The sequence below is a fragment of the uncultured Eudoraea sp. genome (assembly GCF_947258525.1).
Lineage (GTDB): Bacteria > Bacteroidota > Bacteroidia > Flavobacteriales > Flavobacteriaceae > Eudoraea.
Genome location: NZ_CAMYIP010000080.1, coordinates 1 through 14,417, shown reverse-complemented (window position 1 = coordinate 14,417; position 14,417 = coordinate 1). Strand labels below are relative to the sequence as shown.

Sequence of the window (14,417 nt, the reverse complement as noted above, 5' to 3'; positions counted from 1 at the left end):
GTGCCTTTTGAGCCCCCACCGTAGGCCGTCCCTGCACTCTGTCATCAGGATTATCCCACATCTCCATGAGCGTCGCATTCATATCAGTGGCGTCAAGTCTGCAAATATGCAAAAGGGTGACCTGATGTTCAGAGAGCTTCTTGAAAAAAGAGCACATGCATTCTATCCCGGTAAGATGTTCGTAATCGTTGCTAACGGTAACAAGAAAATGTTTGTTCACTTGTAATAACCTCCAATCATGGTAAATCAATTCGATATCTTACTCCCTTGACAACAATAAGAGCAGTAACTTCACAAGCAACCTGCAGAATACATCTTTTCTGCTGGTTGCTTGTAGAGCGGCAACTTAAGACAAACTACTTCAAATGGTGATCGGGATTACCGCTTACTAAAAGGATAAGACTCAGTTTAACGAAAGAATGTTCTATCATTGGTAATCCAAGTAACACCAGTTTGTGGTATTTAAAAGCGGTGCGATGGCCTCTGGAGAATCACTGAAACAAAGTGTAAGATGGTTTTATGATTTTCTTACCTGCTATGATATGCTCACAATAATAGATCGGTGATCAAGGAAACAATATGTTTAAAATTGCGCTTCTTCCCTCAGACACTATCAGCAGGGCCACATATATCAGCAATAAGGAGCTCCCAAATAATTACATGGCGGATTTTACAGTGATGGGCTTCGTGGTAGACCGCTATAGTGAAGCACTTGATCTTCTCTCATCAGCGGGCTTCCGTCTGGATCAACAGGAAGGAGGGACAGGTATCTTTATCGATACACCATGCCGACTCCCCGAGATCGGAGCCCTCATGGCAGTAAACAATATTAGCTGCGAATTCTCAGATATTGCTGATACGCTTTACCAGGCATGATAGTTTACTGACTTCCAGGCTGGAGGTCAGGTAATCACTTCAATTCTAACCCTGATAAGTCCTAAATCAGTATCGGCTATCTTACTGAACGCATAGCGGGTTAGATCAATCACCCGACCTTTAACAAATGGTCCCCGGTCATTAATTCTGACAATGACACTCTTATTATTGCTCACATTGGTTATCCGTACCTTTGTGCCAAATGGAAGTGTTCTATGTGCTGCGGTGAGAGCAAGCTGGTTGAAGCGTTCTCCGCTGGCAGTCTTTCGAAACAAAAATTTCATGTTCATATAAATCTTCAAACATTTTTTGAAACGATTCGAAAACAGCCTTTGGCTGTGTTAATGCGGATATTGAGGATTGTCCACCCCGTTCATTTACATATTTGACGAGTTTCAACATATGCATTCTTTCCTCATCGGAATGTTTGTACATAAACTGAGAAATTCCTTCAAGCCCTTTGACTTCTGCCCATGAAGCCATGGACAAATATACCTGTGAAGACTCCGCTTCGATCCTGATTTGGCCGTTGAGGGCTTTTTCCATATTTTTTGAAAGCATGATAACTGTTTTTATCAAAGTTACAAAATCTAGTTGCTAGGAACTTCTTAAACAATAAGATTTTATTACGGGTTATGGTTTAAAAATAATTATCTCGCCATTACGATCAAAGTGAGACCAACTATATAAACAAATAGCATAATATTAAGAAGCCTGGGAACATCTTTTGGGGCGCCTTCAAATTCTTTCCAGACAAAAATACCCCATAGTGCGGCAACCACAGTAGCTCCCTGCCCTAAACCGTATGAAATTGCCGGGCCGGCTTTGTCTGAAGCCAAAATACTAAAAGACATTCCCACACACCAGATGGCACCACCAAGGATGCCCATTAGATGGTTTTTACCACCACCGGAAAAATAGTCCTTAAAACTTACGGGCTTTCCTTCAAAAGGTTTTCTCATGAGGAATGTGTTGAAAATAAAATTACTGCCCAGAATTCCGACTGCGAAAACAAATACCGCAGAATACGGACTTAATTTTCCATGTATTGGACTTGTAAATTCAGGAAACATTGAATTAGCTACATACTTATAAAAGAAACCCATTAACAAACCTGCTACAATTGCCAAAACCAAACCTTTGGTTGGAACCTTGTCCTGACTTACCGAAAGTTTTTTATAAGCATTTGCATTAAGCAGCATGGCAACAACAATAAGTCCCACACCACCAAAAAGCATAGTTGGATTCCCGACTGGAATATCCAGATAATTTACAACTACGCCTATGACTAATGCAAGGCCTATACCTACCGGAAAGGCAACAGACATGCCCGCAATAGTAATCGCTGCAACGAGAAGAATATTGGCAGCATTAAACAAGACCCCTCCCAAAAAAGCAGAACCTAGATTTTCAGAGCTTGCCTGCATTAAGTCCTCAATAAAAGGTCTACCGGCATCTCCGCTGCTACCTGCGGTTAACGCCAGCAATAATGAAAAGAGTACAATGCCAAAAACATAATCCCAGTAAAACAATTCAAAACGCCAGTCGGGTGAAGCCAGTTTTTGTGTATTTGCCCATGAACCCCAGGCTAACATGGTAATTATACAAAAGAAAACAGCAATTGGATATGATTCTATGATAAACATATAGTGGAAGTTTAGTTGATTTCATTGAGAAAAGGAGCGGAAGTTTGTGCACCCATTTTGGTAACAGATATTGCAGCCGATTTATTGGCAAATTCAATACTTTCTTTCCATGGCATATTTTGCGAAAGGCAGACTGCCAGAGCCCCGTTAAAGACATCACCGGCTGCCGTTGTATCCATTGCTTTCACTTTTTGAGCCTGGACTGTGAAATGTAAATCATTATTCATAAAAAATGCACCTTTACTGCCCATCGTTATTATTACATTTTTAACACCTTTTTTAAAAAAGGCTTTGCAGGCCGTAATTGCTGATGACTCGTCTGTAACTTCAATGCCTGTGAGAATTCTGGTCTCTGTTTCATTAGGGGTAATAAGATATAATTCTTTTAAAACCTCGTCAGGCAGTTTCTGCGCGGGTGCGGGATTAATGATCATTCTTTGATTAAATTCCCGGCAATGATCTGCCAAGTGACTAACAATTGACAGAGGAGTTTCTAACTGCGTTAAAATAATATCTGCACCCCTAAGAAGCATAGATATACTTTTTAAATGCGCTTTTGACAATAGGTTATTTGCGCCCGATGCAACAACAATCTCATTTTCACCTTCCGAATTTACCGTAATTAATGCCACACCCGAAGGTTTACCTTTTACTATTAAAGCGCCACTAATGTTTATTCCTTCTTTTTTATATCCTTCAAGGGCATTTTCACCAAAAATATCATCTCCTACGCAACAAATAAAACTTGTCTTACCCCCTAATCGGGCAGCTGCCACAGCCTGATTTGCACCTTTTCCTCCGGGGAACATAAAAAAATCGCCACCAAGGATGGTTTCACCCGGCTCAGGAAATCTTGGTGTTTTAACCACCATATCAGTATTAGAACTCCCTACGACAACAATTTCTGGCATTTCTATTTTTTTAATTTAGTAACTAAAACCGGGTTCTTAAGGCTACTGTAGAAATCATTCAGTATTTCTTCCTTTTTAAAGTTTTCCCAAACGATAATTTTACGCTGATTAGCAGGGCGTTCAATCCATTGATTATTAATCAGGATTGGAGCGGGGATTATTTTAGGCTCTCCCCAGCTTTTATTTTTTAGAATTGCAACTGCAACCATATCAAAAAGAGGCCTCGAAGGAGGATTACCATGGTAATCAATATATTCAAAAAGACTTACTGAGTAGTCCCCGAAAGTGCTGAATGAACCTCCATGTCTGCCAATAATGGGCTCCTTTGCAATAGGTCCCAAACCTGGCATTTTTTGATTAATTTCTTCCTGTGTAACCTTAACTGCATCGGTCCCTGAGGGTTTGCCATAGCGGACGGTGACCATTTCAAAAGGAATACTACTGTTTAGTACATAATTCATGGCTATGGTATCATTGTCCTGGTTGTATTCTCCCGGTTCGGGATAGTTAGATCCAAGCCAAACTATTTTAGTTCGTTCCGCAAAAGAAGGGTCCTTCTTTAAAGCCAGGGCAATGTTTGTTAATTTGCCAACCGCAATAATAATTACAGTATCTTGTTTTGTTGCCTCCAGAATCTTGTTTACTCCTTCCTGTCCATCAAAATCATCTGGATTCCACTCATTTATAATTTCGGCAAAACTTCCATTTGCGCCTTTAAGCAATGGAATCTCATCGTTTAAATTACATAATTTCATCACCCGAAGCGCTTCATCATAGTGCCCCTGTATGTCGCCACCGTTGTAGGTTGCGTTCACCGTAACGGCGTTAACGTCAAAAGTATCACCATTAAATAATAAATAGGCCAGGGCATGTTGGTCATCCAACTCGTTATTGGCATCAGTATCAAAAATTACATTAAGTTTAGATGGCGTTTTGATAGTATTTACTTTAATTATTTTATCCCTTTTTTTATCCCCACAACTGCTATTGAAAAAGGTAAGGATTGCAAGGATGAAAATCAATGTAATGTGCGGAATTTGCCTAAGCTCCAAGGTCATAAATGGTTTGTTTAGTTGGCGGTGTTAAAATACAAAATAAGTTGAAAGAAGAGTGATAGAATTATATCATCCATTTCTATGATTCAGAAGTATAGCTGCTGTGCTAATCGAAATGTATTGGCATGAGCTTCCACAATCTTCTTAATGTCCTTGGAATAACCGCCACCCATACTGCACTGAACCGGTATTTGTAGCTGATGGCAGCTTTCCAAAACCAATTGATCGCGCTTTTTACAACCTTCCAGAGAGAGGGATAAGGTTCCTAATTTGTCTGTCTCCAGAATATCTACACCGCAAAGATAGAAGACGAATTCGGGACGGACCTCCTTGAAAAGATTAGTAAGAGTATCTTTTAAGACAGATAAATATTCCCCGTCTGTTGTTCCTTTTTTTAAGGGGATGTCCAGGTCTGATGACTCCTTTTTAAACGGATAATTATTGGCACCGTGCATGGAAAAAGTAAAGACTGTGGAATCATCTTTAAAAATCTCGGCGGTACCGTTTCCCTGATGCACATCCAGATCAATAATTAGAATTTGAGCTGCGAGTTTTTTAGATTGAAGGTACCTTGCCCCAATAGCCTGATCATTTAGCATGCAAAAGGCTTCGCCTCTGTTGGAAAAGGCATGATGTGTTCCTCCGGCTATATTCATTGCAATGCCTTGCTTAAGCGAAAATTCACAGGCTTTCATAGTGCCGTCTGCTATTATTCGTTCTCGTTCAACCAATTGTTCACTTAGAGGGAAACCAATTTTCCGGGCTTCTTTATGAGGAATTTTTAGATTGAGCAGATCGTAATAATACTCAGGGTCATGGGCAGCAACAAGGTATTTATCATTCGGAATACAGGGCTCAAAAAAATTATCTGAAGTACAGGTTCCTTCATGAATGAGCTGCTGAGGCAGAAGCTCATATTTGACCATAGGAAATCGATGCCCTTGTGGTAAAGGATGATTATAAATAGGATGATAGGCTATCTTAAGCACTATCTTAATTTATGGTCTCTCCGTTTTTAACCCCTTTTTCATCTGTATTGAGAAAAACCAATTTCCCCTCATTATTTTCCGTCATCAAGATCATGCCTTCACTTTCTACTCCTCTTAATGCCCTGGGTGCAAGATTTACTAAAACGGTTACTTGTCTGCCTATAATTTCCTCGGGGCTAAAACTTTCAGCGATTCCAGAAACGATTGTCCGTGTATCTATTCCTGTATCTACTTTAAGAACCATCAGCTTTTTCGTTTTTGGCATTTTCTCTGCCTCTAAAATTGTACCCACACGTAAGTCCATTTTAGTAAAATCATCGAAATTTATGGTCTCTTTTTGTGGCATAATGTTTTTGTTTTCAGATTCGTTGATTTTTTTTGTTGCTTCCAGTTTACCCAGCTGTGCTGTAATTTCATCGTCTTCTACTTTTCGGAACAACAATTCTGGCTCTCCAATTTTGTGACTTTTGGGGAGAAGATTCTCTTTATTAGATACATCGGGCCATGATAGATGAACAACAATTGAATTCTCAGAAGTTGCATCCTTTTCGACAGCTAATATTCGTTTCAATTTGGCAGAAGTATGAGGCAAAAAAGGTTCACTCAGCACGGCTAAGGCTGTCGCTATTTGAAGTGCCACATACATAATAGTCTGCACCCTTTCTTTATCTTCTTTAATGACCTTCCACGGTTCTTCATCTGCAAGATATTTATTGCCTAGTCGTGCAAGATTCATTAGTTCCTGACTTGCTTCACGAAAACGGTAGCGTTCAATGGAGTCTGAAATAATTTCAGGGTATTTTTTAAAGGTGTCTATAGTGTCCTTATCAACCTTCGTAAATTGCTTTGGATCAGGGACCACACCGTCAAAATATTTATTGGTAAGCACCACAACCCTATTTATAAAATTCCCAAAAATGGCAACCAATTCATTATTATTTCGTGCCTGGAAATCTTTCCATGTAAAATCGTTGTCCTTGGTCTCCGGGGCATTTGCCGTAAGGGCATAGCGCAAGACATCCTGCATATCGGGGAATTCTTCCAAATACTCGTGAAGCCAAACAGCCCAGTTCTTCGAAGTAGATAATTTGTTCCCCTCCAGGTTGAGAAATTCATTAGCCGGAACGTTTTCAGGCAAAATGTAATCCTTGTGCGCCTTGAGCATACTAGGAAAAATAATGCAGTGGAAAACTATATTGTCCTTGCCTATAAAATGTACAAGCTTGGTATCTTTTGCCTTCCAGTATAGTTCCCAGTCTTTTCCGGTTCTTGCTGCCCATTCCTTTGTAGATGAAATATATCCTATAGGGGCATCAAACCATACATATAAAACTTTTCCTTCACCACCTTTGACTGGAACAGGAATTCCCCAATCCAGATCTCTGGTTACGGCTCTTGGTTTTAAGCCATCATCTATCCATGATTTGCATTGCCCATAAACATTGGGTTTCCAATCATTTTTATGACCAACTATGATCCATTCTTTTAAAAAGGCTTCATACCTGTCTAAAGGGAGGAACCAATGTTTGGTTTTTTTAAGAGTTGGAATGGCTCCGGAGATTGTCGATTTCGGATTTATCAGGTCTGTCGCATTTAGTGAAGAACCGCAGTTTTCACATTGATCTCCATAAGCCTCTTCGTACCCGCATTTAGGGCAAGTACCGATTACAAAACGATCTGCTAGAAATTGTTGTGCTTCTTCATCGTAAAGCTGGGCGGTCTCTTCTTCTAAGAAATCACCTTGTTCGTATAAGGTTTTAAAAAATTCTCCGGCGGTTTCATGATGAATTTGAGCGGAGGTACGAGAATAATTATCAAATGAAATTCCAAAATCTGTAAACGATTTTTTTATAATCCCATGGTATTTATCAATAAGTTCTTTTGGTGAAACACCTTCTTTTTTAGCTTTCATGGGTATTGCAACCCCATGTTCGTCACTTCCGCAAACAAAAGCTACATCATTCCCGGTTAACCTCAGGTATCTTGCATAGATGTCTGCAGGAACATATACCCCGGCCAGGTGCCCAATATGAATAGGGCCATTAGTATAAGGCAAAGCTGCAGTGATTGTATATCTGGCAGGTTTATGCAGGTGTTCCGACATCAAAAACAGATTAAGGCACAAAAATAACTATTATTTCAGACCAAACACCAAGTACCCCACAAAAAGAAAACCCCCGGAACACCAGATCCCTTTATAGGGGATTACTGATGTCCGGGGGCAATTATGCAAAGTAGGGGTAACCTAGGCTACCATTATCGATTTAGACATTTTCTTGTCTGAAACTTGTATCCTGTAAATGTATTTACCGGTAGACAGATGCGATGGTAAATTCTCCCTAATGTTAATTTCGGCAGAACCTTCGGCCATAATCTGATTATAAACAGTTCCAACATTTTGCCCCAGGATATTATATAATTGAATATCAACATGAGCAGTAAAAGGCATTTCTAAATAGATATGCGGCGTACTGTTAGTTGGATAAAATGGTTTGTGTACAATTGCTTCCAGTAGTTCCGGAGTTGGGTCTTCTGCAACCGGATCCTCAGGCATTGGAGGCGTTGGTGGTTCATCACTATATACAATAGGTGGGAATTCCACACCACTACAATTAAAGCCAAGATCTACAGGTGCATAAGGGTGATCAAGCAAGTGCTGCTCTACCAATGGTATTGGCACGCAAAGCCATTCAGCCAGCACCGTGGCATATAGGTCCCTAAAGTCCATAGTATATTCCAGATTTCCACGCCCGTTAGGACTTTCCAGGGAAGGGTGCTCCCCTACAAAGGCACTGCCATTTAGTCCTGAACCGAAAAATAGGGTAGGGGCAGCTTTACCGTGGTCTGTACCATTTGAGCCGTTTTCGAATATTCGTCTTCCGAATTCAGAAAATGTCATGCTCAATACCTTTTCATCTTGTTGCGTGAATGCAATATCTTCATAGAAATTATTGATGGCAATAGACAAATTGGACATTAATCTTTCATGGGCAAGCGGTTGATTACCGTGGGTATCAAAGCCTCCCATTGAGATCATGTATACTTTTGTGCCTAAATTACCTTTAATGAGCCTTGCCAAAAGGGCTAATTGCCTTGCAAAACCATTGTCCTGATACTCAACCTGATTTTGTCCTCTTTCATAGGCTTCATGTATAAGTCCGGAGTACTCATAGGTAGTATTAGCCACTCCTCTTAAGAACTTAAGCTGATCTCCATACATACAGTTGTTAAACAAACTGTCATCAAGGCTATACTGAACTCCAGATTCGGCAATTTCTTCAAGCTGATCAATATTCGAAGTAACGAAAGCATAGTTGGTTTCTTCGCCCTGGAATACCAGACTGCCAAAATTTCCAATTTGAATGGCGGCCGGAGCTGCAGGTGGGTTTACGAGGTAATCGGGATAAATATTTTCAAAATAGCGACCCATCCAACCCGTATCCAGTCCATCGAAACCGGTAGTTGTCAAATCGGTATTGGCATAGATATCAGATCCTGTAAAGTGCGATAAACTTTGATTCTCATAACCTACACCATGAACCGCTTTTACTTGCCCGGCACCCCACATGGGTTCCAGGGAATTCATATATGTAGGGATTCCAAACTCATCTGTAAGTTTAAGGATCTTACTTTCAGGAATATAGATATTAGGCCTTGCATTGGCATAAGTATCGTACTGTTCAATAGGAATAACGGTACTCAGTCCGTCATTACCACCTGATAAACGTATCAGGATCAGAATACTATCTGTATCGGCATTGGCAATAGCCGCGGTCAGTGGGGACGGTGCAGATGCAGTCAGCATGTTACTGCCGAGCATCATTGAACCAGACCCGGCAATGCCCAATGCCTGTAAAAAGGATCGACGGCTCCAATACTTATGCTCCTCGTCGTGCCCGTTATTATTCTTTATATTTATAGGTAAATGATTATTAGACATAGTCGTAGGTTTTATTTTAGTTGAAACTCAGGTTGTCTGGATAAATGCATAAGCAATAAGAATACTTGTGAAGGTACTTCCGGGCTAACGGAAAGCATCCATAATCCAAGTCCACCAGGAATATAATCCGGACCGTAATAGTTTTCCGGTACGTCTTCTATTTTGAAAACAGACATTGCATTTTCAAAATCCTGAGGTGTAAGCAATCCTTTTGGGGTAATTTTATCTACTATGGCTCTTACCACAGTTTCAGGATTACTAGTATTATTGTCAGCGGCACCAACTGCATCCATGGCCAGCGTACGGAACTGCTGCGGGTTATTCTGGTAGAACATTTCCAGATATACTTCAGCAGAGAGCCATCGCCCGATCATAAAGTTGGTATTAATCCATGTCCTGTCTCTCTGCCATCCGGCAACATCAACAGGGTCAAAAAGTTCCTGACCTAAAAGTCGGCTGGTATCAATCACATTAAGTAAAGTTCCATTATCATAGGCGAAATTGGTTTCATTAATTAGATTAAGATAAATGTCAAACGGACTTTTAATGATTACTCCTATAGCTTCATCATCAAAAAAGTGTTCACTAGAGAAAAGTTCTGCAAGTACAGGGGCAATTTCAAAGTTGTTGGCAACAAAAGTATTGGCCATGCCTGAAATTATCATTTGTGCATTCCCTGCATCATCACTAGAATCGGGATGAACAAAATACTCATATAATTTTCCACAAATAAAGCCGGCTATTTCATTAGGCCTTTCCTGAAAGAGGATGTTTATAACGTCATCATAACCCCAATTACCGGTCTGGCCCAAAATGGTTTTAGGGCCGGCATCAAATCGGGTGGGATCAAAAAGAACCTGTTCACAACCTATTTCACCTCTTTCAACATAGCCGGTAAGAGCCTTAGCTGTTTCAATGATATCTTCTTCAGTGTAACCGTTTCCTTCACCTAATGAGAAAAGTTCATACAATTCCCTTGCATAATTCTCATTGGGGTTATTACCATTATTATATACACCATCCAGGTAGTAAAGCATGGCACTTGTAAGGCCAATTTCACTAACAAAGGTTCTAAAATTGCCAATCGCATTTCTTTGAAGGCAATTCACATAATAATAAAGGAAAGAATTACAATCATAAACATCCAGCTCTGTAACAAAGTGGTTGCTCCAGAAAAAGCTTAGCCGTTCCCTGAGATTGTTGTTCAACAAGCCATTGGTATAGCTTATTCTCCATTCCTCACTTTGGGCACGTCTAACTTGTCTGGCCAGATCATCGTCGGCCGGATAGTTGCTGTTGTTCCAATCTGCCCATGCAGGAGCAGGAGTGGGGGGCATAGTGACTGCTTCATTGATCAGACTATTTACCAAAGCGCTGGCATCTGCGCCGCTAATGTAGAGGTATTACAATTAACGAAGTATTCCATAGTTTTTTAGGCTTTAAGAACGTTCATGTGTTTAGGGGCAAATTCTTAACGCTTAAACTTAGTGGATATTATGGTCTTCCAAGTATTTTCGTTATTCTGCAGGGAAATTACAATCTTCTTACTGAAATTAGGACGGGGTTGCCGATTTTTTCGACAAACTGCTTCATTTTTTAAGAAATAGAGGAAATTATGGGTGCGCATAATGATTTCGGGAAGGAAGGAGAAGAATTAGCCGCCGCATATTTAGTAAAAAAAGGATACCTCATAATATGTCGCAATTACCGCTATATGAAAGCAGAAATTGACATCATTGCGCAAAAGGGAAGTATAATTGCAATAATTGAAGTAAAATCGAGAAGTTCAGTCTATTTTGAACAAATAGCTGAAACGGTGAGTAAAAAGAAAATTATGTTGCTGGTATCTGCGGCGGATTATTATATAAATACAAATAAATTGGATAAGGAAGTTAGATTTGACATCATTACCATCCTTAAAGAAAACAACAAATTTCTCATTGAGCATTTCGAAGACGCTTTCTATCATTTTTAAATATTTGTTTTATTTATAACATTATGTTATTTTTACCGCAATACTTAAGTTATGAAAACCATCTCCTCCGTTGTAGAGCATTACATAAAAAAGAAACCCTTTTTACAAAGTGCGCTTGCCCAGGGAATTATTAACCTTACCTCACTGTCCAGAATAATTAAACCAGACATTCAGGAAGAGTTGGGAAAGGATATTCGCAATGGGGCTATAGTAATGGCTCTTAAGCGATTGTCGGATGATCTTGAATTCAGGGCAACCCACAAAATCATAAAAGTCCTTAAGAATATTGGAGAAATCACGGTTCGTTCATCACTAACGGATTTTACTTTTCTGGTATCTGATACCATTTTAGAAAACCAAACGAAACTGCTCGATGAGGTTAACAAAAACAAGGAGGTATTTTATACTTCGTCCAGAGGGGTTAATGAGCTTAATATTGTGGTTAGTAATAGTCTGGACAATACTGTAGAAAAGTTACTTAAGGATGAAAAGTGTACGCAAAAGGCAGAAAACCTATCTTCGATTACTGTAAAACTCCCGGCAGAGAATGTTTCTGTTCCGGGCATTTACTATTTCATTTTTCAGCGATTGGCATGGGAGGGAATTATTTTATACGAAGTAATTTCCACTACCAATGAATTTACAATCCTGGTAAATGATGACCAGGTAGATATCGCATTCAAAACTATTAAGGATTTAAAGTCTTTGTAAACAGGGATATAAATTTCAGCTAATTGGGCTTAATGGGTCCATATACAGCATCACGGAAACTTTTGTGCAGACCTATTTGGTCATAAGGAAACAGTTGTACAAATAGGACAGCTGTAAGTTTATTTACCGGGTCTATCCAAAATAGGGTACTTGCTGCTCCATCCCAAAAAAATTCACCAACTATACCGTTGTTTTCTTCCTTAGATGCCGGCGGACGCAATCTTACCGCGAAGTCAATACCAAAACCAACCTGTCCCTTGCTGGGAAGGAAGGACCTTTTTTCAATGCTGTCATCCAAATGATTCGTAGACATTAGCTTTACCGTTTCTGGCTTAAGAATAGTAACGGAATCCAGTGTTCCTTCATTAACCATCATTTGAGCAAAACGCATATAATTGTCTAGAGTAGAAGTAAGGCCAGAGCCGCCCCTGGTTAAAGGCCAGTGATTAAAATAATCGGATTTCGCCTCCTCATCGGGCAGTTGCCTGAGATGGCCCGGGGTTTCCCGGAAATACATTGCAGAAAAACGATCACGATCCTCTTCAGGGACATAGTACCGTGTCTCTTGCATGCCTAACGGATCTAAAACATTTTCCCTGACATATTCACCATAAGGCTGTCCGGAAATCCGTTCAACCAAAAAGGCCTGGACATCCACACAGGGACCGTATTCCCATTGTTCTCCCGGATGAAAAAACAGCGGTGTTTCGCCCATTTTTTGAGCCATTTCAACCAGGGTATTATTCCTGTTTAAAGCGTCAGCTTCTTTTATCATTTTGCCGAGACCCGGAATGTCTGCGTTCCTGCCAAATCCGGCGGTATGACGGGTAAGGTCACGGATGGTCATCGGCCGCCTGGGATCTGTAAGAATAGGATTCCCCATTGCATCTTCCCTTTCATAGACTTTCATATGGGCAAACTCAGGGGCATATTTAGCAACCGGATCGTCTAACTCAAAAGCACCATCTTCATAAAGGGTCATAAGTGCAGTGCCGGTTATAGGTTTGGTCATGGAATAGATTTGCACAATAGTATTGCGGTCCATTGGTTTCTTCTTCTTTCGATCTGCATAACCAAAAGCGTTATAATAGACTTCATTATTATTTTCATAGATGAGGGCAGAAACCCCTGCTACATTCCCGGAGTCAATAAAACTTTTTAGTGTAGAGTCAATTCTTTGAACCGCCAAATTATCAATTACAACCGGAGCATTTTTAGATTCGCTTTGAGGCTTATCAGATTCTTTACACGCAAATCCAAGTAGCAAAAAACCTACTACAGCTAATAGTTTTAACTTATTCATCATAGATTCATTTTGGTTAAAAAAAGTTTTAGTTCATCGTATAATTACAACATTTTTTTTGATTTATATTGAATTACTATTTTGGGATTAATACGTTTAAGATGGTCAATAAATTCAGTTTTATCCCTGGGTGAAATGAGGATGCTATTGTGCTGTTTGTAAACAATGTTTAGCCGGTCAAAGGATGCAGCCGGAGCACTTATGATGTTATTGGTTTCTGATACTATTCTAATTGTTGTGATATCAATTTTTTTGTTGACTATAAAGCCTGATTTGACGACTAAAAAATTTCCAGAGATTACATAATAGGTGTTCAACAACAGATAGAAAATAAAGACCAGGACCATAAGGTTAATTAGTAAACCCGGCCATATTGGCGGTGAAACCATAGGAATAGTGCTTCCAATTATTATGACCAGAATTATGAGTACTAGACCGTGGCTAATTTTTGATGGATATTTCTTCATTTTAATTTCGGTTGCCCGGATATATGTAGCGGTTGAGTTGTTAACCCATTGGTATATACGGACAGTTAGCCGCAATGCTTTTTACTTGCTTATATTTAAAAACGAATCTACAATTATATTATACAAATTTCATTTTCTGCATCTTCTAAGTGAAGCAAATCAGGATTTATCATCATCAGCGTTTTTGTTCTTTGGCGCGAGTGAAGTCCCCATTGCAGCACCTATCGCTATCCCTAAACTAAGCCACAATCCCAAATTATCTGTTGCAACTCCTATTGCAGTTCCAATGGCAACTCCAAATGTTATGCCTAAAGCTAAGCTATTTCCTTTTTTCATTTGCTATTTTATTTATAATACAATCCAATATATGCCCTCTGCTTTATAATTTGTTCTAATCGAAGAGTTATTTTCTGCAAAACTCAATTTAATTGATCACTTTAGGTGGCTCACGTTCTTTTTTCTTATTCATGATGGTTGATTTTTTGAGGCCGGAGACCTCAATAACATGGTGTTCAGTAAGCGTAGCTATAGATAAGGAATACAT

General features: G+C 39.7%; 14 protein-coding genes and 1 pseudogene. 3 read left to right on the top strand and 12 right to left on the bottom strand.

The genetic code is table 11. The features are described from left to right. Positions 1 to 678 precede the first annotated feature (678 nt). Positions 679 to 876 carry a hypothetical protein gene (locus Q0X89_RS06770; RefSeq protein ID WP_297692436.1) on the top strand — a complete coding sequence of 66 codons (198 nt, stop codon included), beginning with the start codon at positions 679 to 681 and terminating at the stop codon, positions 874 to 876. Positions 877 to 902: 26 nt separating this feature from the next. Here the strand turns inward: Q0X89_RS06770 and Q0X89_RS06765 are convergent, their stop codons facing one another. From Q0X89_RS06765 to Q0X89_RS06725, 9 genes and pseudogenes are all read right to left on the bottom strand, one after another. Further along, positions 903 to 1,160 (bottom strand): septal ring lytic transglycosylase RlpA family protein, encoded by a 258-nt coding sequence (locus tag Q0X89_RS06765; RefSeq protein WP_297692434.1) that lies wholly within the window; start codon positions 1,158 to 1,160, stop codon positions 903 to 905. Beyond that, a pseudogene (locus Q0X89_RS06760) lies at positions 1,141 to 1,437 on the bottom strand (ferritin); the annotation flags it as partial. The gene Q0X89_RS06765 and the pseudogene Q0X89_RS06760, both read right to left, overlap by 20 nt. An 89-nt stretch (positions 1,438 to 1,526) precedes the next feature. Then, a complete protein-coding gene (locus Q0X89_RS06755) occupies positions 1,527 to 2,522 on the bottom strand; it encodes a GRP family sugar transporter (protein WP_297692433.1) in 996 nt (331 codons plus the stop codon). A gap of 11 nt (positions 2,523 to 2,533) precedes the next feature. Then, the gene (rbsK, locus tag Q0X89_RS06750) at positions 2,534 to 3,433 is read right to left on the bottom strand and encodes a ribokinase (RefSeq protein WP_297692432.1); all 900 of its coding nucleotides are present in this window, start codon (positions 3,431 to 3,433) and stop codon (positions 2,534 to 2,536) included. A gap of 2 nt (positions 3,434 to 3,435) precedes the next feature. Then, positions 3,436 to 4,491, bottom strand: a complete 1,056-nt coding sequence (locus Q0X89_RS06745) for a nucleoside hydrolase (RefSeq protein ID WP_297692430.1) — start codon at positions 4,489 to 4,491, stop codon at positions 3,436 to 3,438. 83 nt (positions 4,492 to 4,574) lie between these two features. Continuing rightward, positions 4,575 to 5,477: a histone deacetylase gene (locus Q0X89_RS06740; protein WP_297692428.1), complete on the bottom strand. Its 903-nt coding sequence runs from the start codon at positions 5,475 to 5,477 to the stop codon at positions 4,575 to 4,577. A 4-nt stretch (positions 5,478 to 5,481) separates the two neighbouring features. After that, positions 5,482 to 7,581 (bottom strand): methionine--tRNA ligase, encoded by a 2,100-nt coding sequence (metG, locus tag Q0X89_RS06735; protein ID WP_297692426.1) that lies wholly within the window; start codon positions 7,579 to 7,581, stop codon positions 5,482 to 5,484. A gap of 141 nt (positions 7,582 to 7,722) precedes the next feature. Next, the gene (locus tag Q0X89_RS06730) at positions 7,723 to 9,417 is read right to left on the bottom strand and encodes a DUF1501 domain-containing protein (RefSeq protein WP_297692424.1); all 1,695 of its coding nucleotides are present in this window, start codon (positions 9,415 to 9,417) and stop codon (positions 7,723 to 7,725) included. A gap of 11 nt (positions 9,418 to 9,428) precedes the next feature. After that, positions 9,429 to 10,754, bottom strand: a complete 1,326-nt coding sequence (locus Q0X89_RS06725) for a DUF1800 domain-containing protein (RefSeq protein ID WP_367177025.1) — start codon at positions 10,752 to 10,754, stop codon at positions 9,429 to 9,431. Between the two features lie 278 nt (positions 10,755 to 11,032). Here Q0X89_RS06725 and Q0X89_RS06720 point away from each other — a divergent pair, with 278 nt between their 5' ends. Together Q0X89_RS06720 and Q0X89_RS06715 are read left to right on the top strand one after the other, a co-directional pair. Next, positions 11,033 to 11,392: a YraN family protein gene (locus Q0X89_RS06720; protein WP_297692422.1), complete on the top strand. Its 360-nt coding sequence runs from the start codon at positions 11,033 to 11,035 to the stop codon at positions 11,390 to 11,392. Between the two features lie 51 nt (positions 11,393 to 11,443). Beyond that, positions 11,444 to 12,103, top strand: coding sequence for an aspartate kinase (locus tag Q0X89_RS06715; protein ID WP_297692420.1), 660 nt, complete (start codon positions 11,444 to 11,446; stop codon positions 12,101 to 12,103). Between the two features lie 19 nt (positions 12,104 to 12,122). Here Q0X89_RS06715 and Q0X89_RS06710 read toward each other — a convergent pair whose 3' ends face one another. The 3 genes from Q0X89_RS06710 to Q0X89_RS06700 form a co-directional block, all read right to left on the bottom strand. Next, positions 12,123 to 13,409 (bottom strand): serine hydrolase, encoded by a 1,287-nt coding sequence (locus Q0X89_RS06710; protein WP_297692418.1) that lies wholly within the window; start codon positions 13,407 to 13,409, stop codon positions 12,123 to 12,125. A 41-nt stretch (positions 13,410 to 13,450) separates the two neighbouring features. After that, positions 13,451 to 13,873, bottom strand: a complete 423-nt coding sequence (locus Q0X89_RS06705) for a PH domain-containing protein (RefSeq protein WP_297692416.1) — start codon at positions 13,871 to 13,873, stop codon at positions 13,451 to 13,453. Positions 13,874 to 14,032: 159 nt separating this feature from the next. Continuing rightward, positions 14,033 to 14,209, bottom strand: coding sequence for a hypothetical protein (locus Q0X89_RS06700; RefSeq protein ID WP_297692414.1), 177 nt, complete (start codon positions 14,207 to 14,209; stop codon positions 14,033 to 14,035). Positions 14,210 to 14,417: the final 208 nt, after the last annotated feature.